Consider the following 21,534-nt stretch of genomic DNA (forward strand, 5'->3'; position numbering starts at 1 on the left):
GAGAACTTTCGCTACGCCGTCAACAGGTTTTTCCAACTTTCTCAACCCGCTCACTTCGCGCAAAGCCTTGCCACTGCTGGCTCTCCCGCTTCCCGTGCCCCGGCGTCCGGAGCACGAAAGAGCGAGATTCTAGCGAGCCGAGCGGCGCCTTGCAAGCGGTATCTGGAATTTATTTCAAGGCGCCTTTTCTATGCGACCCGGTTCATCAACAACCGACAGGTCCGCGTCGGGTGCCGAAGCGCGCGCTGCCGGGGCACCGATCGTCCAGTCGTGCAGCACGGTATAGGCAACCGCCAGCAACGTTGGGCCGATGAAAACACCAAGGAAGCCGAAAGCAAACGCGCCGCCCAGGATACCCAGCATCACCAGGATTAGCGGCATGTCACTGCTTTTACCGATCAGGATCGGCTTGATGACATTGTCGGACATGCCGACGACCAACACGCCCCACACGACCAGAAAGATTGCCCAACCCGTTGCGCCGCCGTGATACAGCCAGATCGCCGCTGGCAACCAGACGACAACAGGGCCGCCCGGTATCACCGACAGGAAGAATGTCGCCAGCCCAAGCAGCGCCGGCGCCGGGACGCCCGCAATCCAGCAACCGAAGCCAGCGAGAATCCCTTGCACAAGCGCCGTGCCGAGAATCCCGTAGACCACGCCCTTCACCGTACTGCCCGCCAGCGCCAGCAAATAATCGGCGCGTTCGCCGGCGATGCGCCGCATGCCCGCCCTCAGCCAGGCCGCCGCGCCCTCCCCTCCGGTATAAAAGAAGAACGCGAGCACGATACTCAGTGCCAACAAACCCAAACCGTGCGTAACAGCAATCGCAGCAGCCAGAATCCACTTGCCGGCCGGCGCCGCAAGTGCACGCATTTGCGCGATCAACTCAGAGTTGCTACTTGTTACATTCGCCCAAAACGCCTCGATGTTCGAGCCGACTAGCGGGATTCGCCCAACCCACGGCGGCAAATCTGGCAAGCCAGCCTCGAAGAGCCTTTGTATCAGTGCGACGATGTCATGAACATGCGCACCGAAAGCGAAGCCCGCATAGACGAACGGACCAAGCACTACAACCAGAATGATGAACACGATCAACGTCGCAGCCAGCTTCCGCCGCCCTCCGACTGCCGTAGTGAGCCGCCGGTACAGGCCCCACGAGCTATAACTGAGAATGGCGCCCCACAACAGCGCGGTCGTAAAAGGCGCAAGCACCAGCAGAGAGCCGCCCACCAATATGATCAACGCGAACACTGCGGCGAGACGTTCAATCAGTTGGTCCGATTTCACTATGAATCTCCTGTTGTGCCAGACCACAGCGACGAATAGACATGCGCTTGCGAGGCGCCCACTGAACGCAGTCAGTATAGAAGTGAGTCACGCCTCCGGGCCTGTCTTATATCATCCGGCCAAGACGCCGTGCAACGCATCTGGCAGCATCCGCAACAGGCTTATTTTTAATGCGGAAACGTCCCAATCCATCCGGCATAGTCAGCTAAATAATATGGCGGCATAGAAAAGACTAGAATATAAGGTTCTGTGCCCCCAAATTTCTGGATTTATGCGCTCGCGAATCGCCAAACGTCTCCCTCCCGACGCCGACAAGCTCGTCGGTCTCTCGCTCGCGCTTTTCGCGTCGGGCAGCCGCACCGAAGACCGCTTCTGGGAAGCGAAGCTCGATGCGCTGCTGGCCAAGATCGTCCGCAACGCGAACCAGACTACGCTGGACGCCGCGCTCGATCATCTGCAGCAGAATCATCCTGATGCTTACGGCGCACTCGCCGACATGGCGGAAACGCACAGCGAGTCGTTCATCATCGAACATGAAGGCGTTCCTTATGAAGCGCTGCTGATTGCCGCGCCCGTGCTGGCCTGGACTCGCTACATGATTCCTTCCGGCCCGCTCAAACCGGATGCCGCCGACGCGCTGCGCGCGCACCTGCAGGCGCATGTGCTCGCGGGCAATACGCGTGTCGCCATGGTGCCGTTCCTGTACAGCATCGATCAACTGCCGCGTCACCACGTCGAAACCTGGCGCATTGCCCAGCAACTCGCTCAAGCAGCGATGGCTGGCGCCAACGCCAAACTCAATTTCGGCGAACTGCCGGAAACCTCGCCAATCCTGGCCGACCCACGCTTTCTGCTGGCTGTGGTCGCGGCGCCGGTGGGTGAACCGGCGTTTCGCTGGCAGGAAGAAGAAAACGGCACTCGGATCGAGCGTGGCCAATGCCTCGAACAATGGGCAACGCAAGGCGGCGCCAATCTGTCGTTGGCGCTGCCCGGATGTGAATTCGAGTGTCTGCTGCCGGATGCCTATTATTCGGCCTGCCGCGACGCCGACGAACGTGTGCGCCCTCACACGGTACGTACCGCCGTGCGCTATCTGTTCGACACAATTGGCGCGGCGCCCCAGGAGTTGCGCGCGGTTGTCGCGGGCTTCGGCGAGCGCCGCATTGACGAATACCGCGTCGGCTTCACGCGCCGAGGCAGCAACGATGTGATCTACGGCGTCGTGTGGCCACTTTATGGCCGCGAAAACGGCGAACCGGGCATTGATGAAGAACCGCAAGAAACCGCTGCGTCAGACGACCCACTCGAAGAAATCGTCGCATTGCTCAAGGAAACCGGTGTGACAGACGTCCGTCGCCACTCGGGCCGCTTCGAGCCGGAATATTGTGATGACTGCGGTGTCCCGCTCTACGCGGACCCGCTCGGCGAAATCGTCCACGCTGAAATGCCTGAAGACGCGGAACCCGCGCAACCGCATTTCCACTGACCCACCGACATCGGCGTCATTGCGCCGCACCGTCCGACCTCAGGAAGCCCCGCCGCGTGCGGGGCTTTTTTATGTCATTCCTCCTATGCCTTTTGGACAGGCCGCCAAAACGGAAGGAATTTGTCATGATAGTGCCAGTGGTGCATCGTAATGCGGCCGGCACCTTCGCCGGCTCGCATGCATCGCGCCACCACGCCCGATTCATCTGGAGACATGGCATGCGATTCTCAATACTCAACTCAGACGCGGAACGACGCGATGGACTCAAAGCACTGCTGCGGCAAATCGACCGGCTCGCGCGCTTTAACGAAGCACAGGATTGGCGTCAGGTTGAACGTGCGCTCAAGCGCCTGCGGCCCGACCTGCTTGTGATCGATTGGCAGGACTGGATGTCGGTTGACGATACCCGTCGTCTGCTCAGCCATTACCCGGACTTGCGCATTGCGGTGATGACCGACGAGGTCTCGCCAACTGCCGTGCGGGACCTCATGGACGAAGGCGTGCTCGGCGTAATCCCTCGCGAAACCGATCCGTGCCTGATCGTGCGCGCTTTCGAGATGGTCCTGCTCGGTGGTCACTATGTGCCGCCCGGCGCGCTGGCGCTCAACCCTCCGCTACCGCCGGATGCCACCATCCGGCCATTCGACGAGAAGAGTCCACCGCCACGTCGGACCAAACTTTCCAACGGCCTGTCGCCCCGCCAGGAGCAGATCATGCGCTGCGTTCACATGGGCAGCACGAACAAGATGATCGCGCGGACGCTCGGCATCAGTGAAGGCACCGTCAAGATCCATCTGACCAGCATATTCCAGCAACTCGGGGCGCCCAACCGCGCCGCCGCGGTCGCGCTTTACAACGGCTGGCTGTCGGCTCATTTGCAAGTACTGCGCAACGATGGCGAGCAACCAGTTCGTCCGGTAATGGGACAAGCTGGCGTGGTGCCATTGCGGCACCGCACGCTGCGGCGCTTCCAGTATCCGTTGCCCGCGAACGACACAGCCGACACGCTGCCGATGGCAGCCGAACCGAGCACGCCTTACGGCGATGCGCCCGCCGGGCCGGCGACGGAGCAGGTCACGCAAGGTTCGGCATAACGTCAGCCGGCGCTCGCGCCAGAATCGGAACGCGCGTTTTCTGGCAGCGTTCGCGCCGGCTGGCATGGAATCCGCTCACACCTTTTCTCGTCCAACGAGTAATATGAGATACATGGGTTTCCTCTACACACCGCTTCCGTTCTGGGTCGCTGTCGGTGGCTGGATCGCCACTGCGATAGTGGTCGCGCTCGCGCTGTGGAAAAATCCTTTCAAACGACTTCAGGACGGCACACTCCAGCATGTCTGGCTCGCGATCATCGTCGCGGTGTCGGTCCTGTGGGCGAGCAACGCATGGCTCGACGACGGCACTGTCATGCACCTGCTCGGCGCCACGCTAGTCGTCACATTATTCGATTGGGCGCTGGCGCTGATCGCCATGGCGATAGTCACCGGTCTCGCCGCTGTCGTTTTCGACGCCCCCTGGCAGGGCATTGCGCTAACGTTCATCGTGTTCGGTGCGCTGCCTGTCGGCATCTCTACCTTGATCCAGCGCGCCAGCATCGCCTGGTTGCCGCGTAATCTCTTTATGTTTATCTTCGGCCAGGGTTTTGTCTCACCTGCCATTGCCGTGTCACTCACGGCGGCCGCGGCGCTCGGCGTTCACATTGCACTCGCCGACGGTTCGATGACCGTGGTGCCGGCCGGCTACGCGTTCAGCGTGCTTCTACTAGCCACTGGCGAATCCTGGTTCACGGGCATGTCGACGGCATTGATCGCGGTCTACCGCCCGGCGTGGGTCACCACTTATGATGTGCGTCGATACCGATTGGGCGGCCCACGTATCTGACACGGGCGCGGCACCAAGCACGTTTCTGCGGCTATCGGCTGTCTCGGCACATAAAGCGCCCGCGTCCACGCACCACGACAGGACAGAATATTTGTGTCAGGATTGAACTCCTACCTCCCGCCGTGCATCTTACGTGCCTCACGTCTCATTAGCGTCTAACAAACTAGATGGATAGCACCAACGTACCGCGCCGATTGCTGCGGTTGGTCGGCCGGTTAGCAACATTTGCAGCGGGTCTCTCGCTCATATGCACTGCTCCCGCATACGCCGATCAACTCGAACAGCACAACGATCTCGTCAACAAGTTTGTCAATGACATGCATGCAGACCCGCTAGTTGCGGACTGCGCTGCTCACGGTAATTTTGTTGCGAGCACATCGACCGCCTTCGACCATGTCGAATTTCCACCCAGCTCCTTCGACAGCGCGCATGCGTCGGTCACACCTTGGAACGATTCGTTCGACGAGGGCAAGCAGCGCGTCAAGGTGGACAACATTGTCACCGTCGAGGGTCTCGGTATCCGCCAAAGTGGCGGCGGAGATCCGGCCGATCTCAAGTTCCGTTGCGGCTATGTGGGCGCCCAGATGCTGGCGTTCAGCTGGAACGATCCAGTGCCGCCAGCCCGTGCACATAGTTCCGGATCTACGGGAGCGCGAGCGTCCTCGGGCAAGCATAAGAGTGTGAAGGGCAAGCACTCCGCCAGCGGTAAAACTACGAAGAAAGCGACCGGCAAGTCCTCAAAGGCAAGCTCGGGGAAATCTTCGCGAACGACTTCCAGCAAGTCTTCGGGCAAATCGACTGCGAAAAAATCCTCGGCGAAAAAGACTCAATAACGGCAAGACCCGCAGCCGTTTCAACTAACCCTCGCCGCCGGTCTTGCCGCCCTCCCAAAAAAACGGGGCACACACTTTGAAAGTGTGTGCCCCGTTTTTTATACAGCCGCCCGGTTAGGCAAACGTCTCCACGTGCCGCAAAATCGCCTGCAGCATGGCGGCGCCCAGCGACGCGCTACGCTCGCCATTCCAACCCACCCGCTCGTCCGGCAAATTGGCGTTGTCCTTGAACGGCATCTCCAGCGTCAAAGACAAACAGCCGAATTCGTTGCCGATGTACTTCGAAGCCAGCTTGAGCGCGTCCTCGCGATACTTGCTCGCGGCGTAGCCGTACTTGTCCTGGAAATCTGGACTCGCATGCTTGAAGGCTTCGATGAACGCCTTCTGCTCTTCTCCCTGCCGCTCCGTGAAACCCGGCAGCATTTCGGAACCGGCTACGAACACGTAAGGCAGCGCCTCGTCGCCGTGGATATCGAAAAAGAGGTCGCAGCCGGTCGCGTGAATTGCGTCACGCACCACCAGCACCTCAGGACTGCGCGTGGCGTCCGGCTCCATCCATTCGCGGTTCAGGTTCGCGCCCGTCGCGTTAGTACGCAGATTGCCGTGCACGCTGCCGTCCGGGTTCATGTTCGGCACGATGTAGAACACCGCGTGATCGTAGAGCTTGCGCGCCACCGGATCGCCCGCCCAATCGCCCCAACCCGCGAGACGCTTTATGAGACCTTCGACAAACCATTCGGCCATCGTCTCGCCAGGATGCTGGCGCGCGATCAGCCAGATCTTTTTCTTGGGCGTGTCGCCGGTTTGCGGTGTGCCCAGCGTCAACAGCGACATCGGCCGTCCTTCGACCGTCTTGCCCAACTCGGTGAGCGTGGCCTGCGGCATCTGCTGGACCGCGCCGAGAAACTCCGAGTGACGTTCCTCGCTATACGGCTCGAAATACGCGTAGTAGATGCGGTCGAAATCTGGTGTGTGGTCGATCGTCAGCACGCGGCCGTCGTAAGAAGTCGGCACGCGAAACCAGTTCACCCGGTCGTAGCTTGCCACCGCCTGATAGTCGCGCCAGCCTTCGGCAAAAGCGCACGCCGCGGCGTTTTCGAAAGTCATCACACAACGCTCGCCGGCCGCGCCGGACAGCCTGAAATAGAACCACTGCGCGAACTCGGCGTGGCTGTCGGGCCGTACGCGCAGACGGATGTTGCCAGCGTCTTCGCAGGCCAGCACTTCGATCGCGCCTGCGTCGAAGTTGCTCGTAATCGATAACGTCATGATGTTTTTCCCTGCCTGTGTGCGCGGCAATCGCTTAGTCGGCGATGCGGCGGCGGAATACGTAAGTGGAATCGTTCGAGGCTTCGGCGTCGAATGCGTAGCCTTCTGAGTTGAAGTCTCTCAACTGTTCAGGCTTGTCGAGACGGTTTTCGACCGCATAGCGCGCCATCAAACCGCGCGCGCGTTTTGCGTGGAAACTGATGATCTTGTAGCGGCCGCCCTTCCAGTCTTCGAACACCGGCGTGACGATCGGCGCGTCGAGCAGCTTGGGCTTGACCGACTTGAAGTACTCGCCCGAAGCGCAGTTGACCAGCACGCGCGAGGCGGCAGCGCGCTTCTTCAATTGCGCGTTCAAAGCCTGCGTGATCCGCTCACCCCAGAACGCATACAGATCCTTGCCGCGCGTATTGGCAAAGCGCGTACCCATTTCGAGCCTGTACGGTTGCAGCAGATCGAGCGGGCGCAGCAATCCGTACAGGCCGGAAAGCACGCGCACGTGATTCTGCGCGTAGTCCAGATCAGCCGACGACAACGTCCTGGCGCTGAAGCCTTCATACACGTCGCCGTTGAACGCGAGCACCGCCTGCTTGGCGTTGTGCGTGCCGAAGCTGGGCGACCAGTCCGCGTAACGCTGGAAGTTGAGATGCGCAAGCTGATCGGAAATGCTCATCAACGAGCCGATCTGCTGCGGCGACAAAAGGCGCAATCCGCCGATCAATTCGGCTGCATCGTCGACGAAATCGGGGATCGTGTGCTTTTTGACGTGCGGGGGGGTTTCGTAGTCGAGCGATTTCGCCGGCGACAGAACGATTATCATAGAGGCTTGCAGGCACGCCGTGCCTGGCGGTCAAAGACGAAAGCCAGATTGTAACGAATGCCCGGTTCCCATGCCTCACACGGCGCTTTGCGCGTCGTCCTCGATTCCAATGTCTGGATCGATATTCTCGTGTTCGACGATCCGCACACGCGGCCGATTCGCGCCGCGCTCGAAAGTGGCGCGCTCGCCGCGCTGATCGACGCGCGCTGCCTCGCCGAACTCACCTACGTGCTCGACTATCCGCAATTCGTGCATCGCAATGTCGACAAGGCGGCGGCGCTTGCCGTCGTCGCACGCTTGGCGCACTTGGTCGAACCTGCGGCACCGGCGGAAAATGCAAGGCCGTTGCCCAAATGCAAAGACCGCGACGACCAGAAATTCCTCGAGCTCGCGCACGCCGCGCAGGCCGACTGGTTAGTGTCGAAAGATCGCGCGGTATTGAAACTCGCCAAACGGATTGCGCGTGACTTCGGTTTCCAGATTGCACAGCCGCGTCCGTTCGTCAGCGCCTGCATGACCATCGCGGACGAGCCCGCACCCGTATGAACCCTGGCCGGATGGCCAACGTCGGGGCGACCGCGCGCACGCAGCGCCGCGATTCCCTACAATCGGGTTTCGTCCTTTTCGAACGCCGCCCCCTGTCAATTTCGCCAACTCACTCGACCACGCTCCGGACAGCGCCATGAATGCACCGCACGACACGCCCATGAGTCCCTCGTTTCCGTCCCGCCTGCCGGACGTCGGCACGACGATTTTCACTGTAATGAGTGCGCTCGCCGCCGAAAAAGGCGCGGTGAACCTCGGCCAGGGCTTTCCCGACTTCGGTTGCGATCCCCGCATTGTCGACGCGGTCGCGAACGCAATGCGCGACGGCCACAATCAATACCCGCCGATGGCCGGCGCCGCGCCGCTGCGTCAGGCAATCTCGGACAAGATCGCGAACCTGTACGGCCGCCGCTACGACGCCACTACCGAGATCACCGTGACGGCGGGCGCCACGCAGGCGCTGCTGACCGCGATTCTCTGCACGGTGCATCCGGGCGACGAAGTGATCGTGGTCGAACCGACCTACGACAGCTACCTGCCGTCGATCGAGCTGGCCAGCGGCAAGCCGGTGTTCGTCACGCTCGACGCACCCGACTACACAATCCCGTTCGACAAGCTCGCCGCTGCGATCACGCCGAAAACGCGGCTCCTGCTGATCAACACACCGCACAATCCGACCGGTACGGTCTGGCGGGCGGAAGACATGCGCAAGCTCGAAGAAATCGTGCGCGGCACCAACGTGCTGATCCTGTCGGACGAAGTCTACGAACACATGGTGTACGACGGCGCACCGCACGAAAGCATGGCGCGTTATCCGGAACTGGCGCAGCGCAGTTTCGTGGTGTCGAGCTTCGGCAAGACCTATCACGTCACCGGCTGGAAGATCGGGTACGTGGCCGCGCCCGCCGCGCTCACGGCTGAATTCCGTAACGTGCACCAGTTCAACGTGTTCACGGTCAACACGCCAATGCAAATCGGCCTCGCGGACTACATGAAGGATCCGGCACCGTATCTGGATCTCCCCGCGTTTTATCAGAAGAAACGCGACTTCTTCTGCGCCGGCCTCGCGAATTCACGCTTCAAGCTGCTGCCTTGCACGGGCACATACTTTCAGTGCGTCGACTATTCGGCGATCAGCGATCTTCCCGAAGCCGAATTCGCACAATGGCTGACCGGCGAGATCGGCGTCGCGGCAATTCCGGTGTCGGCGTTCTATCACGAGGCCCATGAATCGGGCGTGGTGCGCTTCTGCTTTGCCAAGCAGGAAACCACCCTCGCCACCGCGCTCGACCGGCTGGCGCGGCTCTAGGACGCCCCGCGCGATGCTGCGAACGAACCCACGTTCCTCGCCATCGCGCGCAGCCGCCCACGCGTGCGTTGCACGCCCGAGCTCATCTCACCCGCAAATCCGCCGCACGTCAGGCCGGACGCGAGGCCGCGATGTACGCCTTACGATCTTCGGTCACGCGCTGCGCGGCCGGCCGGGCGTTGATTGCCTTCACATAGCTTTTCCAGTCCACGCCGGCCTCGAGCAGGAGATCGCGGCCGTAGATGGTCTGCGTCGCCATGCCCACCAGCGGCAAGCTCACAAAACCTGCTGCGTCGGCGACACTGAAATGCTCGCCGCGCAAATACGGTCCGAACTTCGCGATCCGCTTGAAGCCGACAATGTGATGCGCAAGCAGCTTCTCGACGCGCCCCTTGGTCGCGTCAGTCACGGTGCCGCCGAAGAACGCTTCCTTGTAAAGATTACGGGCGGTCAGTTCGAGATGCACGTCCACGAACGTGATCAACTCGCGCTCCTTGGCCGCTTCCCACGGGTCAGCGGAAAAAATCGCCTTGTCCGGAAAACGCGCGGCCAGATACTCGACGATGCTTTGCGATTCGCACAGATCGCCGTGCTCAGTCTGGATGTAAGGCACCTTACCGAGCGGAGAATGCTCGAGCATGGTCTCTTCCTGGCTCGGCATCACAAAGACTTCCTCGAACGGAATGCCGTGTTCGAGAAGCACGAACTTCACCTTGTTGTAATAGTTAGAGAGCGCGAAACCGCACAGCTTGATCATCGGGTGTCTCCTTTCTTCGGGTTGTTTGAGACCGCTCGTCAAAATCAAAGCAGCGGTCTTCGATCAATCATCCATTAAATTGCACGATCGTGCTATTCTAAAATAACCATGGAGTCGAGCATCACAATGACCTCTCGCAATTTCAGTATCGAGACTATCGGCATTGTCGGAACCGGTGCAATGGGCCGTGGCATCGCCCAGATTGCCGCGCTGGCGGGCCTCACCGTGCGTCTTTACGACACGAATCCCACTGCGATCGGCGCCGCGCGCGACTACCTTGCCGAGACTTTCGCCAAATTGACCGCCAAAGGCAAGCTCGATCAGGCCCGCTCGCTCGCCGCGTTGGCGAACGTGAGCGGCGCGCAGGTCATCGGCGATCTGGCCGATTGTGACCTGGTCCTTGAAGCGATCGTCGAAAAGCTCGAGGTGAAGCAAGCGCTCTTTCGCGAACTCGAAACGGTGGTGAGCGGCCGTTGCGTGCTGGCGTCGAACACGTCGTCGTTGTCGATTACGGCCATTGCAGCGGGCTGCACGAATCCGTCGCGGGTGGCCGGTTATCACTTCTTCAATCCGGTTCCGTTGATGAAGGTCGTCGAAGTGATCGACGGCCTGCGCAGCGATCCCGCCATCGGCGACGCGCTGATGGAACTCGGGCGCCGTATGGGCCACACGCCGGTGCGCGCGAAAGACATGCCCGGCTTCATCGTCAATCATGCCGGTCGCGGCATGAATACAGAAGGTCTGCGCGTAGCAGGCGAAGGTGTTGCGAGCTTCGCCGACATCGACCGCATCATGCGCGAGCAGGCGGGCTTTCGCCTCGGGCCGTTCGAACTGCTCGATCTGACCGCGCTCGACGTATCGCATCCAGTGATGGAGTCGATCTATCACCAGTTCTACGAAGAACCGCGCTTCACGCCGTCACCGATCACGGGCACGCGGCTCGCGGGCGGACTGATCGGCCGCAAAACGGGCGAAGGCTTTTATCGCTACGAAGACGGCAAGCAGCAGGTGCCCGCAGAAGCGCCCGCGCCGACTGAACTGCCCCAAAGCGTATGGGTCAGCAAACGCTATCCGCAAGCGCATGAAGCGGTCGTGCAACTCATCGCCAAGGCCGGTGTAAAACTCGACGAAGGCGCCACGCCCGCAGCGGACTCGCTGATCATCGTGACACCGTTCGGTCATGACGCGACCACCGCTGCCGTCGACGAAGCACTCGATGCGACTCGCGTTGTCGCTATCGATACCCTCTTCCCGCTGGGCGTCGTGCCGCGTCGCACGCTGATGACGACTCCCACCACCAGCCGCACCGCCCGCGAGACCGCACACGCACTATTTGCCGCCGACGGCGTGCCCGTCACGGTGATCCGCGACTCGACCGGCTTCGTCGCACAACGCATCGTGGCGACCATCGTCAACATTGGCTGCGACATCGCACAAAAGCAGATCGCGACGCCGGACGATATCGACCTCGCCGTAACGCTTGGCCTCGGCTACCCACGCGGACCGCTCGCACTCGGCGATGCACTCGGCGCGAAAACGATCCTCACCATCTTGCGCAATATCTTCAGCGTGCTCGGCGACCCGCGCTACCGTCCGTCGCCCTGGCTTGCAAGGCGAGCGCAACTTGGTCTGTCGCTGACACAACGCGACGCTGCCGACATTCAAACGGAGACACAACAATGAGCGCCGAACTGCTGACCTCGCGCCCGACCGAAAGCGAATCAACGTTAGTCCTCACGCTGTCGAACCCCGGCGCACGCAATGCGCTGCATCCGGACATGTATGCCGCGGGCATCGAAGCGCTCGAATCGGTGGAGCGCGATCCCTCCATCCGCGCCGTCGTGATTGCCGGAGCGGACAACTTCTTTTGTGCCGGTGGCAATCTGAATCGCCTGCTGGAGAACCGCGCGAAAGATCCGTCGGTGCAGGCGGAGAGCATCGATCTGCTCGGCGAATGGATTTCGGCGCTGCGTTTGTCGTCGAAGCCGGTGATCGCCGCCGTTGACGGTGCCGCCGCCGGTGCGGGGTTTTCGCTCGCGCTCGCGTGCGATCTGATCGTCGCCGCGGAAGACGCCAAGTTCGTGATGTCGTATGCGCGCGTTGGTCTCACGCCCGATGGCGGCGGTTCGTGGTTTCTCGCGCAAGCGTTGCCACGTCAGCTGGCGACCGAAGTGCTGATCGAAGGCAAACCGATCGGCGCCACGCGTCTCTTCGATCTAGGTGTCGTCAACAAACTGGCGAAGACCGGCACAGTGCGCGACACCGCTGTCGCCTGGGCTGACGAGCTCGGCAAGATTTCGCCGAATTCGGTCGCGCGCATTAAAGGGCTTATCAGCGCGGCCGGCGCACAGCCACTCGCTGAACATCTGGTTGCCGAACGCGACGGCTTCGTCGCATCCCTGCATCATCGCGACGGTCTCGAAGGGATTTCCGCGTTCCTCGAAAAACGCGCTCCAGTCTACAAGTGAACATAAGCGAACCAAGGGACGATGCCTGAATACCAACTCCCCAAGCGCCGCCGCATCTTCCTGATGCGTCACGGCGACGTGACCTACTTCGACGATAGCGGCCGCGCGATCGATCCTGAAACCGTGCCGCTGAACGCCAACGGCCGCGAGCAGGCAAGCGCAGCAGGCCGCGTGTTCGCCGAACAGCAAGTCCGGTTCGATCGGGTGATCGTGAGCGGTTTGCCGCGCACGATCGAAACCGCGCAGCGCGTATTGGGCGAGACCGGTCAGCAGATCGAGCTCGAAATCGAGCCCGCATGGCAGGAAATTCGCGGTGGCAAACTCAGCAACATTCCGCTGCGGGATATCGAGGCGGCATTTCTCGGTGTGTTCGACGGCATCGTGCCGGAAAGCACGCGCTTTCTCGACGGCGAAACCATCGGCGCTTTATTCGACCGCGTGTTGCCCGCAGTGGCGGCGTTGCGCGAGGACACGTCGTGGGACACCGTGCTATTGGTGCTACACGGCGGCGTGAATCGCGCGATTCTCTCGCACGCGATTACCGCCGGCGGCCGCACTTTCTTCGGCCACCTGGCGCAGGCTACCGGTTGCATCAACGCGCTCGACGTCGGCACCGAGCCGCGCGACTGGGTGCTGCGCACGATCAACTATTCACCGCCGTCGCCGCTACATCGCGACGTTCGCAACACCACGATGGAAATGCTCTACGCACAATTTATTCAATACAAGCGTAGCTGACCCCGAACTGGAGGAGACACATGGTGCAAGCCACACAGACCGGCGAACCAGAACACAAGCCGGATTATTCGACCTTTGAGGGCACGCGCCCGGTTAACGAGCGGCAACGCTTCGATAGCGACGCGCTCGCCGCGTGGTTAGCCCAGCATGTCGACGGATTTGCCGGACCGCTCACGTTGGAGCAATTCGCCGGCGGTCAGTCCAATCCCACGTTCAAACTCGTCACGCAGTCGCGCTCGTATGTGATGCGCGCCAAGCCCGGGCCGGCCGCGAAGTTACTGCCCTCGGCGCATGCGGTCGAACGCGAATACCGCGTGATGCATGCGCTGGCTGACACCGACGTGCCAGTCGCGAACATGCTCGCCTTGTGCGAAGACGAAAGCGTGATCGGCCGGGCGTTCTACGTGATGGAGTTCGTCGAAGGCCGCGTGCTGTGGGACCAGTCTTTGCCCGGCATGACGCCCACGGAGCGCATGGCGATTTACGACGAAATGAATCGGGTGATCGCCGCACTGCATCGCGTCGACGTCGCAGCAGTCGGTCTTGCCGACTACGGCAAACCGGGCAACTACTTTGCACGCCAGATCGGCCGCTGGAGCAAGCAGTACATCGCGTCCGAGACCGAGCCGATCGACGCGATGCAGCGCCTGATCGAATGGCTGCCGCACCATATGCCAGCGGAAACGACCGAGCGCGCTTCGGTCGTGCATGGCGATTACCGGCTCGACAACCTGATCTTCCATCCCACCGAGCCGCGCGTACTTGCCGTACTCGACTGGGAGCTGTCGACGCTCGGCGACCCGCTCGCCGACTTCGCCTATCACTGCATGGCGTGGCACGTCGATCCGGCGCAATTCCGCGGCATTGCGGGTCTCGACTGGGCGGCCCTCGGCATTCCCGACGAAGCACAGTACGTCGAGCGCTATTGCAAGCGCACCGGCTTCGAGATCCACGGCGACTGGAATTTCTATCTGGCGTACAACATGTTCCGCATCGCCGCGATCCTGCAGGGGATCATGAAGCGAGTGGTCGACGGCACTGCGGCCAGCGCTCAGGCGCTCGATGCCGGCCGTCGCGCGAAGCCGATGGCCGAACTCGCCTGGCGCTACGCACAGAAGGTGCGCTAAGCAGACCCGCACATCAAGTTGCGCTCCCGAACAAACGTCATTCGTCATCCGCGAGGTCATACATGAATTTCGATTACACCCCGAAGGTTCAGGCGCTGCGCGAGAAACTGCTCGCCTTCTTCGACGAGCACATCTATCCGAACGAGCAGGCTTTCTACGCCGAGATCGCGCGCAATCGCCAGAACGGCAACGCGTGGCTCCCGACCGAACTAATCGAACAACTGAAACAGAAGGCGCGCGACGCCGGCTTGTGGAACCTGTTCCTGCCTGAATCGGTACGCGGCGCCGGTCTGACGAATCTCGAATACGCACCGCTGTGCGAGATCATGGGCCGCGTGCCCTGGGCGCCGGAGGTGTTCAACTGCAGCGCGCCCGACACCGGCAACATGGAAACGATCGAGCGCTACGGTAGCGACGAGAACAAGCGGGAATGGCTCGAACCGCTGCTGCAAGGGCACATCCGTTCGGCATTTTTGATGACGGAGCCGGAAGTGGCGTCGTCGGACGCGACCAATATCCAGACGAGCATCGTGCGCGACGGCGACTACTACGTGATCAATGGCCACAAGTGGTGGTCGTCCGGCGCGGGGGATCCGCGCTGCAAGATCTACATCGTGATGGGCAAGACCGATCCTGAGGCGCCGCGCCATGCGCAGCAGTCAATGATTCTGGTCCCCGCCGATGCCACCGGCATCACCGTGCACCGCCCGCTCACCGTATTCGGCTACGACGACGCGCCGCACGGCCACATGGAAATCACACTCGAAAACGTGCGCGTGCCGGTTGCCAACATGCTGCTCGGCGAAGGGCGCGGCTTCGAAATCGCTCAAGGCCGTCTCGGCCCAGGCCGCATCCACCACTGCATGCGTTTGATCGGCCTCGCCGAGCGCGCGCTCGAACTCATGGCTAAACGCTCCATGCAACGCGTCGCTTTCGGCAAGCCGGTTGCCGCGCAAGGCGTCACACAGGAACGCATGGCGGAAGCACGTTGCATGATCGAACAGGCGCGTCTGCTGACGCTGAAGACCGCGTACATGATGGACACGGTTGGCAACAAAGGCGCACGCGGCGAGATCGCCATGATCAAGGTGGTTGCGCCGAATATGGCATGCCAGGTGATCGACTGGGCGATCCAGGCGCACGGCGGCGGCGGCGTCAGTGACGATTTTCCACTGGCGTATGCGTATGCATCCGCACGGACGTTGCGCTTCGCCGATGGCCCCGACGAAGTGCACCGCAATGCGATCGCCAAGCTCGAACTGGCGCGCTATATGGATGCGGGTGCTGCGGCTCGCGTGGAGACGCCGATTACGCGGGTTTGAGGTCAGGGTTGAGGCGGTAGCCGGTGGCGCGAAATCGAGACTGCGAAACACGCACAGCCGGCTCGCGACCAGCCGGCTGTGCTCGACGACGGCATGCATAGGGTGATCGCTCGCGCACAAGCATGACGGGGAGCGCGGCGCGGCCTCCGATCGCGCGGGTTCACGGCCAGCAGCATCGTCCGATCTGTGCTCTAATTTTCGTCAACTGCGGCGCCCCTTGTGGCGCCGCTTTCATGAAACGAAGGAGCCAGGATGATCGACGTCTATAGCTGGGCAACCCCGAACGGCCATAAGGTTCACATCATGCTCGAGGAAACGGGCCTCGCGTACACCGCGCATGCCGTGGATATCGGCGCGGGGGACCAGTTCAAACCCGAATTCCTCGCTATCAGCCCGAACAACAAGATCCCGGCGATTGTCGATTCCGAGGGTCCCAAGGACGCCGGCGGCAAGCCGTTTGCGCTATTCGAATCGGGCGCGATACTGATTTATCTCGCCGAGAAAACCGGCAAGTTCCTGCCGACCGATCCGGCAGCACGCTACGCGACCCTGCAGTGGCTGATGTTCCAGATGGGCGGTTTGGGGCCGATGCTCGGGCAAACGCACCACTTCCGCATCTACGCGCCGGAGCCGATCGAATACGCGGTCAATCGCTACACGAACGAAACACGGCGCCTGTATGGCGTGATGGATACGCAGCTCGGCAAGACACAGTATCTGGCCGGCAACGACTACACGATCGCTGACATCGCCGCGTTTCCGTGGACCCGTTCGTGGCAAAACCAGGGAATCGAACTCGACACGCTTCCGAATGTGAAGCGCTGGCATGAGGAGATTGCCGCACGTCCGGCCGTGGTGCGCGGCGTCGACGTGCTGGCGTCAGCCCGCAAGCCGCTCATGGACGATAAGGCTAAGGAAATGCTATTCGGCGCGACGCAGTACGCGAAGCGCTAATTTCGCCGCTGTGTCGTTGTCCGCGCTGATCGTGGCGATGACATTGCGTTCGCAGAAGTGTCTGCATAAAAAAGCGCGAGCCGGCCGTAGTGCCGCTCGCGCTTTTTTGCCAACATTCATGCACTGAAACGCTAGAAGTAATGCCGCGTGATGAACTCCGCGACACATACCGGCCGCTCACTACCCTGCCGCTCCAGCGTCACATTCCACTCAACCTGTACGCCGGCGTTTTCGACGTCGGTGACGGATTTCACTTCAAACCGCGCACGCAGCTGTGAGCCGACCAGCACCGGCGACGTGAACCGCACGCGATTCAATCCGTAATTGACGCCCATGCGCTGCTCGAGCGCCACCGTCTTGCCGAGCAGCGCCGGAATCAACGACAGCGTCATGAACCCATGCGCGACCGGACCACCGAACGGCGACTCACGCCGCGCCCGTTCGGGGTCGACGTGAATCCATTGGTGATCGCCGGTGGCTTCGGCAAAACGATCGACGCTCGCCTGATCGACCGTCAGCCAGTCGCTAACGAGCGGTTCAGCGCCAACCAGCGCACGCAACGCCGTTGCATCGCCAAAGCTTGCGGCAGACACTGCGCTGCTGCCCGTCATGACACGGCTCCCGGATTGCGCAATCCGAACAAGCCCTTGGAGCGCACCGTGATCACTTTTTCGCCGTGCTGGTTGATGCCTTCCCACTGCGTCGAAACGATACCGCGGTCCGGCTTACTCTCCGAAACGCGTTTATCGAGTACGACGTTCATCATCGTGATCGTGTCACCAACGCGCACCGGCTTCAACCAGCGGATCTCGTCGATACCGGGTGATCCCATCGACGTGGAGCCCGCGATCGTGTTGCGCACCAGCATGCCCATCATGACCGAACAGGTATGCCAGCCGCTCGCGACCAGTCCGCGAAACGGCGACTCCGCAGCCGCAGCCTCGTCCAGGTGAAACGGCTGCGGATCGAACTTCTCCGCGAACTCGATAATCTCTTCTCGCGTGAAAGTATGTTTACCGACTTCAGTAGTCGTGCCGACTACCATGTCCTCGAAACTCAAACCCATCGTCACACCTCTTTCTTATCCGATTCGACCGGCTGATCAAGCTTCGGCAGAGACAAAACCGGGCAGCGCGGCGAACCGCGCGAGATGGTGATCGACATCGCCCAATGTGGTTTCGATGATAGCAAGACGTTTGAAAAGATGCGCCGCCGCGACTTCGTTCGTGACGCCCATGCCGCCGTGCAATTGGACCGCCTGCTGACCAACGAAACGCGCGGCCTGACCGACCCGCGCCTTCGCCGCTGAGACCGCGCGGCGACGTTCGTCGGCGTCTGTGCTCGCGTAACGCACGGCCGCGAGATAGGTGACCGAACGCGCCTGCTCGGCATGAATCAGCATTTCGACCATGCGATGCTGCAACGCCTGAAAACGCGCGATTGGTTGACCGAACTGCTGGCGCGTCTTCGTGTACTCGACCGTGGCGTGGTTCAGTGCGTCGAGCGCGCCGACCGCTTCCGCACACAGCAATACCGTGCCGTAGTCTGCGATGTGCTCGAGCGCTGCGGCACCGGCGTGTTTGCCGGTGAGTTGGCGTGCCGGGGTGCTATCGAACTTGAGTGTCGCGGCGCGTTGGCCATCGATTGTGCGGTAGTCAGTGATTTTGACGCCGGCCGCATCGCGGGCGACGACAAAGAGCGCGATCTCGCCATTCAGCCGTGCCGGCACGATCCAGTAATCCGCTTGCGCGCCGTGCAGCACAACCGACTTCGTGCCGGTCAATGTCTGCTGCTCGCGCTGCCCGCTCGCAGCCGTCTCGACCTCGAACAGATCGTAGCGTGCGTGCGGCTCGTGAAATGCCACTGCCAGCTTGATTTCGCCCTGAGCCGCGCGTTCAAGCAGCGCGGCGTCTTCGCCCTGCCCGCTGCCCGCAAGCCGTAGCGCTTCGATACCCACCGCGGTCGCCCAATAGGGCTCGACCACCAAAGCACGGCCGAGCTCCTGCATGACCACCAGCATGTCGATCGGGCTGCCGTTGAAGCCACCCTGCGCTTCCGGCACCGGCAAGGCAGTCAGACCCAGTTCCGTGAAGGCTGTCCAGTGCGCATCCGACACACCGGTTTCCGATTGCGCGATCGCCTGGCGCGCTTCGAACCCGTAGCTCTTGTCCAGATAGCGGCGCAGCGCGTCAGCGAATTGCTGTTGTTCGTCGTTGAAAGTGAAGTCCATGCGCCGCTCCTCAAAGTCCCAGAATCATCTGCGCGATGATGTTCTTTTGAATTTCGTTCGAGCCGCCGTAAATCGACGTCTTACGGAAGTTGAAGTAATACGCGGCCAGCGGCGCGGCGTCATCGTCACCGGCGAGGCTATGTTCGCGTTCGCCTTCAAGGAATGGCACGTCGAACGGTGCGGCGAGCGGTCCGATTGCCTCGAACATCAGTTCGGTCAGCGCTTGCTGCACTTCTGTGCCCTTGATCTTGAGCATCGAGGCTTCCGGTCCCGGCCCACGTCCGCCCGTTTCATTGGCGACCACGCGTTGCACGGTGACTTCGAGTGCCATCAATTCGATCTCAAGGCTCGCGACTTTCGCGGCGAACACCGGATCTTGCAGCAACGGTTTACCGTTCTTCCGCTGATCCAGCGCGAGGCGCTTCAGGAATACGAGTTCGCGCTTCGATTGCCCGACACGCGCGATGCCGGTGCGCTCGTGCCCGAGCAGGTACTTCGCATAGGTCCAGCCACGATTCTCTTCGCCGACCAGATTTTCGACCGGCACCTTTACGTCCTCGAAGAACACTTCGTTGACTTCGTGGTCTTCGTCGAGCGTGATGATTGGGCGCACAGTGATACCTGGCGTTTTCATATCGATCAGCAGGAACGAGATGCCCTCCTGCTTTTTCGCGCCGCTGTCGGTGCGCACGAGGCAGAACATCATGTCGGCGTACTGGCCAAGCGTGGTCCAGGTTTTCTGACCGTTGACCACATAGTGATCGCCTGCGCGCTCGGCACGCGTGCGCAGCGAGGCCAGATCGGAACCGGAGCCCGGTTCGGAATAGCCCTGACACCACCAGTCCGTACCGTCGAGAATGCGTGGCAAATAGTGACGCTTCTGCGCCTCATTGCCGTACTTCATCAGCACGGGCGCCACCATCGAGACACCGAATGGCAACACGGACGGCGCGCCGATACGCGCGCACTCTTCGTCCCAGATGTGCCGTTGGGTCGCATCCCAACCAGGGCCACCGTATTCTTTCGGCCACGCGATGACCGACCAGCCGCGCGTGCCGAGCAGCTTATGCCAGCCCGCAAAGTCTTCGCGGTTCAGACGCTTGTGGTTGAGTACTTTGTCGCTCAGCTCGCGAGGCAGATTCGCTTCGAGCCAAGCGCGGATGTCGGCGCGAAACGCGTCGTCAGCGGGGGAATAGTCCAGATTCATGCGTCGTGTCTCCTGGCCGCAACCGCCCGCTGCCAGTGAGCCACTGCGCTATTGCAGCGGTTCCTTCAAGGCAGCCGGGACCGGCAGCGGCATCACTTCGATGCCTTCTTCGACCAAGGCTTTCGCGTCTTCCTGTGTCGTGACACCGCGAATATTGCGTGCAGGCGCTTCGTTGTAGTGAATGCGCCGTGCTTCCTCAGCGAAGCGGTCGCCCACGTTCTCGGTCTTTTCCAGTACCTCGCGCAATGCGCGCATCACACGCGCCTGCATGTCCCCCGCACCCGCAGGGACTTTCGTGTCAGTCGCGCCCGACAGATTCAGTCGGGGCGCCGACGGCAGACGGCTCACTTCATTCGCACCGCAGATCGGACATTCGACGAGCTTGCGGGACTGCTGCGACTCGAAGTCATCAGCCGAAGCGAACCAGCCTTCGAACCGATGGCCATGCGGGCACTGTAAATCGAGGACCTTCATGTGGAATCAGGGCTTGCGTGCCAGTTTAGCGCAAAATGGAAATTTGTGAACGGTCGTTCGTAAATTTTTACGGACGGTGCGTTGACGCCAGGCGTCGCCGACAAATCGAACGCGGTGGGCGATTTTAACGCTTTGCGCAACGGACTGCCGAAGGTAGCTCAACCGGCAAACCGCACACCGAACCCACAGATGAAAGAACGCACCGATTGGGTGGAGTTCATGGGTTGGCGCGCTTGCCGCGGGTCCCTTTTACGCCACAAGGAATTCGAGCCGGCGGTTAAGCCGCGGCTCGAGCTTAAGCGCCTCTTTGGCGAGGTTGATCTGCTTGGCCGATTTCGCGACATCAAATACGTCCGCCTTGATGTCATACCCGCCACGCTCAGTCAGCCAGTCCAGGATGTCCGACAAATGCCACACCGACGCGCTGCCCTCATGAACCGGCGGCGGAAAGTCGATTGCGTGGCTCAGCATCAGCTTGCGCATGTTTTGCCGTGACACGCCCGCTACCTCTGCGACATCCGTGAGGCCGACGAAATCCGGTCCCGCCTCGACAAGACGTGCAGACGGCACTGCCTGTTTAATATCCTTGAGTGCGCTGACAAGCGCCTCGAACGCCGACGCGGCTTCGCGAGCAAAAAGCAGCGCAATGCGACCCGGTTGCCCCACGCCGATAGTGGCGTCGTCGCATCCGGCTTCGCCCAAGCGCTCGACAATCTCATCAAGATCGCAATCTTCCGCAGCGAGGCGGTACTTCAAGGTGAACACATATTCCATAAGCTACTCCTGCTTCATCCAGCTTCAGGCTTTTTGCCCTTCGAACACTTTC

General features: G+C 61.3%; 22 protein-coding genes. 12 read left to right on the forward strand and 10 right to left on the reverse strand.

From position 1 onward, the window contains the following. Positions 1 to 174: 174 nt before the first annotated feature. Entirely contained in the window at positions 175 to 1,290 is a 1,116-nt protein-coding gene (locus VFE81_RS24435; protein WP_325047042.1) for an AI-2E family transporter, read from the reverse strand. Between the two features lie 271 nt (positions 1,291 to 1,561). Here VFE81_RS24435 and VFE81_RS24440 point away from each other — a divergent pair, with 271 nt between their 5' ends. From VFE81_RS24440 to VFE81_RS24455, 4 genes are all read left to right on the forward strand, one after another. Next, complete coding sequence (locus VFE81_RS24440) at positions 1,562 to 2,776, forward strand: DUF2863 family protein (protein WP_325047043.1); 1,215 nt, start codon at positions 1,562 to 1,564, stop codon at positions 2,774 to 2,776. A gap of 218 nt (positions 2,777 to 2,994) precedes the next feature. Then, positions 2,995 to 3,870 carry a response regulator transcription factor gene (locus tag VFE81_RS24445; RefSeq protein WP_325047044.1) on the forward strand — a complete coding sequence of 292 codons (876 nt, stop codon included), beginning with the start codon at positions 2,995 to 2,997 and terminating at the stop codon, positions 3,868 to 3,870. Positions 3,871 to 3,982: 112 nt separating this feature from the next. Further along, complete coding sequence (locus tag VFE81_RS24450) at positions 3,983 to 4,657, forward strand: energy-coupling factor ABC transporter permease (RefSeq protein WP_325047062.1); 675 nt, start codon at positions 3,983 to 3,985, stop codon at positions 4,655 to 4,657. Positions 4,658 to 4,824: 167 nt separating this feature from the next. Continuing rightward, complete coding sequence (locus VFE81_RS24455) at positions 4,825 to 5,490, forward strand: BspC domain-containing protein (protein WP_325047045.1); 666 nt, start codon at positions 4,825 to 4,827, stop codon at positions 5,488 to 5,490. A gap of 114 nt (positions 5,491 to 5,604) precedes the next feature. On the opposite strand, the gene VFE81_RS24460 is transcribed toward VFE81_RS24455, so the two are convergent. Together VFE81_RS24460 and yaaA are read right to left on the reverse strand one after the other, a co-directional pair. Continuing rightward, a complete protein-coding gene (locus tag VFE81_RS24460) occupies positions 5,605 to 6,759 on the reverse strand; it encodes a M14 family metallopeptidase (protein ID WP_325047046.1) in 1,155 nt (384 codons plus the stop codon). Between the two features lie 34 nt (positions 6,760 to 6,793). Next, on the reverse strand, positions 6,794 to 7,576 hold the full coding sequence (gene yaaA, locus VFE81_RS24465; protein ID WP_325047047.1) for a peroxide stress protein YaaA: 783 nt from the start codon (positions 7,574 to 7,576) through the stop codon (positions 6,794 to 6,796). 57 nt (positions 7,577 to 7,633) lie between these two features. Between yaaA and VFE81_RS24470 the strand changes: the two genes are divergently transcribed. Both VFE81_RS24470 and VFE81_RS24475 read left to right on the forward strand, forming a co-directional pair. Continuing rightward, complete coding sequence (locus VFE81_RS24470; protein ID WP_325047048.1) at positions 7,634 to 8,122, forward strand: putative toxin-antitoxin system toxin component, PIN family; 489 nt, start codon at positions 7,634 to 7,636, stop codon at positions 8,120 to 8,122. 136 nt (positions 8,123 to 8,258) lie between these two features. Continuing rightward, positions 8,259 to 9,431, forward strand: a complete 1,173-nt coding sequence (locus VFE81_RS24475) for a pyridoxal phosphate-dependent aminotransferase (RefSeq protein ID WP_325047049.1) — start codon at positions 8,259 to 8,261, stop codon at positions 9,429 to 9,431. Between the two features lie 109 nt (positions 9,432 to 9,540). Here the strand turns inward: VFE81_RS24475 and VFE81_RS24480 are convergent, their stop codons facing one another. Then, on the reverse strand, positions 9,541 to 10,188 hold the full coding sequence (locus VFE81_RS24480; RefSeq protein ID WP_325047050.1) for a glutathione S-transferase: 648 nt from the start codon (positions 10,186 to 10,188) through the stop codon (positions 9,541 to 9,543). Between the two features lie 126 nt (positions 10,189 to 10,314). On the opposite strand from VFE81_RS24480, the gene VFE81_RS24485 reads away from it, so the two are divergent. The 6 genes from VFE81_RS24485 (at position 10,315) to VFE81_RS24510 (ending at position 16,797) form a co-directional block, all read left to right on the forward strand. Then, the gene (locus tag VFE81_RS24485; RefSeq protein WP_325047051.1) at positions 10,315 to 11,871 is read left to right on the forward strand and encodes a 3-hydroxyacyl-CoA dehydrogenase; all 1,557 of its coding nucleotides are present in this window, start codon (positions 10,315 to 10,317) and stop codon (positions 11,869 to 11,871) included. Continuing rightward, positions 11,868 to 12,656: an oxepin-CoA hydrolase, alternative type gene (locus VFE81_RS24490; protein WP_325047052.1), complete on the forward strand. Its 789-nt coding sequence runs from the start codon at positions 11,868 to 11,870 to the stop codon at positions 12,654 to 12,656. The genes VFE81_RS24485 and VFE81_RS24490 overlap by 4 nt, the downstream gene beginning before the upstream one ends. 21 nt (positions 12,657 to 12,677) lie before the next feature. Further along, positions 12,678 to 13,394: a histidine phosphatase family protein gene (locus VFE81_RS24495; RefSeq protein ID WP_325047053.1), complete on the forward strand. Its 717-nt coding sequence runs from the start codon at positions 12,678 to 12,680 to the stop codon at positions 13,392 to 13,394. Between the two features lie 20 nt (positions 13,395 to 13,414). Then, positions 13,415 to 14,521 (forward strand): phosphotransferase, encoded by a 1,107-nt coding sequence (locus tag VFE81_RS24500; protein WP_325047054.1) that lies wholly within the window; start codon positions 13,415 to 13,417, stop codon positions 14,519 to 14,521. A gap of 62 nt (positions 14,522 to 14,583) precedes the next feature. After that, positions 14,584 to 15,843: an acyl-CoA dehydrogenase family protein gene (locus VFE81_RS24505; RefSeq protein WP_325047055.1), complete on the forward strand. Its 1,260-nt coding sequence runs from the start codon at positions 14,584 to 14,586 to the stop codon at positions 15,841 to 15,843. 252 nt (positions 15,844 to 16,095) lie between these two features. Then, positions 16,096 to 16,797 carry a glutathione binding-like protein gene (locus VFE81_RS24510; RefSeq protein ID WP_325047056.1) on the forward strand — a complete coding sequence of 234 codons (702 nt, stop codon included), beginning with the start codon at positions 16,096 to 16,098 and terminating at the stop codon, positions 16,795 to 16,797. 131 nt (positions 16,798 to 16,928) lie between these two features. On the opposite strand, the gene VFE81_RS24515 is transcribed toward VFE81_RS24510, so the two are convergent. From VFE81_RS24515 to VFE81_RS24540, 6 genes are all read right to left on the reverse strand, one after another. Continuing rightward, a complete protein-coding gene (locus VFE81_RS24515; protein ID WP_325047057.1) occupies positions 16,929 to 17,408 on the reverse strand; it encodes a MaoC family dehydratase in 480 nt (159 codons plus the stop codon). Beyond that, on the reverse strand, positions 17,405 to 17,863 hold the full coding sequence (locus tag VFE81_RS24520) for a MaoC family dehydratase (RefSeq protein ID WP_325047063.1): 459 nt from the start codon (positions 17,861 to 17,863) through the stop codon (positions 17,405 to 17,407). The genes VFE81_RS24515 and VFE81_RS24520 overlap by 4 nt, the downstream gene beginning before the upstream one ends. 36 nt (positions 17,864 to 17,899) lie before the next feature. After that, positions 17,900 to 19,027, reverse strand: a complete 1,128-nt coding sequence (locus tag VFE81_RS24525; RefSeq protein WP_325047058.1) for an acyl-CoA dehydrogenase — start codon at positions 19,025 to 19,027, stop codon at positions 17,900 to 17,902. Between the two features lie 10 nt (positions 19,028 to 19,037). After that, the gene (locus VFE81_RS24530) at positions 19,038 to 20,234 is read right to left on the reverse strand and encodes an acyl-CoA dehydrogenase family protein (protein ID WP_325047059.1); all 1,197 of its coding nucleotides are present in this window, start codon (positions 20,232 to 20,234) and stop codon (positions 19,038 to 19,040) included. Between the two features lie 48 nt (positions 20,235 to 20,282). Beyond that, the gene (locus VFE81_RS24535) at positions 20,283 to 20,708 is read right to left on the reverse strand and encodes a DUF1178 family protein (protein ID WP_325047060.1); all 426 of its coding nucleotides are present in this window, start codon (positions 20,706 to 20,708) and stop codon (positions 20,283 to 20,285) included. A gap of 249 nt (positions 20,709 to 20,957) precedes the next feature. After that, complete coding sequence (locus VFE81_RS24540; protein ID WP_325047061.1) at positions 20,958 to 21,482, reverse strand: DNA-binding protein; 525 nt, start codon at positions 21,480 to 21,482, stop codon at positions 20,958 to 20,960. Positions 21,483 to 21,534: the final 52 nt, after the last annotated feature.

The organism is Paraburkholderia sp., from assembly GCF_035656215.1.
Taxonomy (GTDB): domain Bacteria; phylum Pseudomonadota; class Gammaproteobacteria; order Burkholderiales; family Burkholderiaceae; genus Paraburkholderia.

Excerpts from the sequence above, each read along its gene's own strand:
- VFE81_RS24520 (WP_325047063.1), bottom strand. The coding sequence starts at position 17,863 with ATGGGTTTGAGTTTCGAGGACATGGTAGTCGGCACGACTACTGAAGTC.
- VFE81_RS24455 (WP_325047045.1), top strand. The coding sequence starts at position 4,825 with ATGGATAGCACCAACGTACCGCGCCGATTGCTGCGGTTGGTCGGCCGG.
- VFE81_RS24505 (WP_325047055.1), top strand. The coding sequence starts at position 14,584 with ATGAATTTCGATTACACCCCGAAGGTTCAGGCGCTGCGCGAGAAACTG.
- VFE81_RS24540 (WP_325047061.1), bottom strand. The coding sequence starts at position 21,482 with ATGGAATATGTGTTCACCTTGAAGTACCGCCTCGCTGCGGAAGATTGC.
- VFE81_RS24500 (WP_325047054.1), top strand. The coding sequence starts at position 13,415 with ATGGTGCAAGCCACACAGACCGGCGAACCAGAACACAAGCCGGATTAT.
- VFE81_RS24485 (WP_325047051.1), top strand. The coding sequence starts at position 10,315 with ATGACCTCTCGCAATTTCAGTATCGAGACTATCGGCATTGTCGGAACC.
- VFE81_RS24525 (WP_325047058.1), bottom strand. The coding sequence starts at position 19,027 with ATGGACTTCACTTTCAACGACGAACAACAGCAATTCGCTGACGCGCTG.
- yaaA (WP_325047047.1), bottom strand. The coding sequence starts at position 7,576 with ATGATAATCGTTCTGTCGCCGGCGAAATCGCTCGACTACGAAACCCCC.
- VFE81_RS24530 (WP_325047059.1), bottom strand. The coding sequence starts at position 20,234 with ATGAATCTGGACTATTCCCCCGCTGACGACGCGTTTCGCGCCGACATC.
- VFE81_RS24460 (WP_325047046.1), bottom strand. The coding sequence starts at position 6,759 with ATGACGTTATCGATTACGAGCAACTTCGACGCAGGCGCGATCGAAGTG.
- VFE81_RS24515 (WP_325047057.1), bottom strand. The coding sequence starts at position 17,408 with ATGACGGGCAGCAGCGCAGTGTCTGCCGCAAGCTTTGGCGATGCAACG.
- VFE81_RS24495 (WP_325047053.1), top strand. The coding sequence starts at position 12,678 with ATGCCTGAATACCAACTCCCCAAGCGCCGCCGCATCTTCCTGATGCGT.
- VFE81_RS24445 (WP_325047044.1), top strand. The coding sequence starts at position 2,995 with ATGCGATTCTCAATACTCAACTCAGACGCGGAACGACGCGATGGACTC.
- VFE81_RS24475 (WP_325047049.1), top strand. The coding sequence starts at position 8,259 with ATGAATGCACCGCACGACACGCCCATGAGTCCCTCGTTTCCGTCCCGC.
- VFE81_RS24490 (WP_325047052.1), top strand. The coding sequence starts at position 11,868 with ATGAGCGCCGAACTGCTGACCTCGCGCCCGACCGAAAGCGAATCAACG.
- VFE81_RS24450 (WP_325047062.1), top strand. The coding sequence starts at position 3,983 with ATGGGTTTCCTCTACACACCGCTTCCGTTCTGGGTCGCTGTCGGTGGC.
- VFE81_RS24510 (WP_325047056.1), top strand. The coding sequence starts at position 16,096 with ATGATCGACGTCTATAGCTGGGCAACCCCGAACGGCCATAAGGTTCAC.
- VFE81_RS24480 (WP_325047050.1), bottom strand. The coding sequence starts at position 10,188 with ATGATCAAGCTGTGCGGTTTCGCGCTCTCTAACTATTACAACAAGGTG.
- VFE81_RS24535 (WP_325047060.1), bottom strand. The coding sequence starts at position 20,708 with ATGAAGGTCCTCGATTTACAGTGCCCGCATGGCCATCGGTTCGAAGGC.
- VFE81_RS24440 (WP_325047043.1), top strand. The coding sequence starts at position 1,562 with ATGCGCTCGCGAATCGCCAAACGTCTCCCTCCCGACGCCGACAAGCTC.
- VFE81_RS24470 (WP_325047048.1), top strand. The coding sequence starts at position 7,634 with ATGCCCGGTTCCCATGCCTCACACGGCGCTTTGCGCGTCGTCCTCGAT.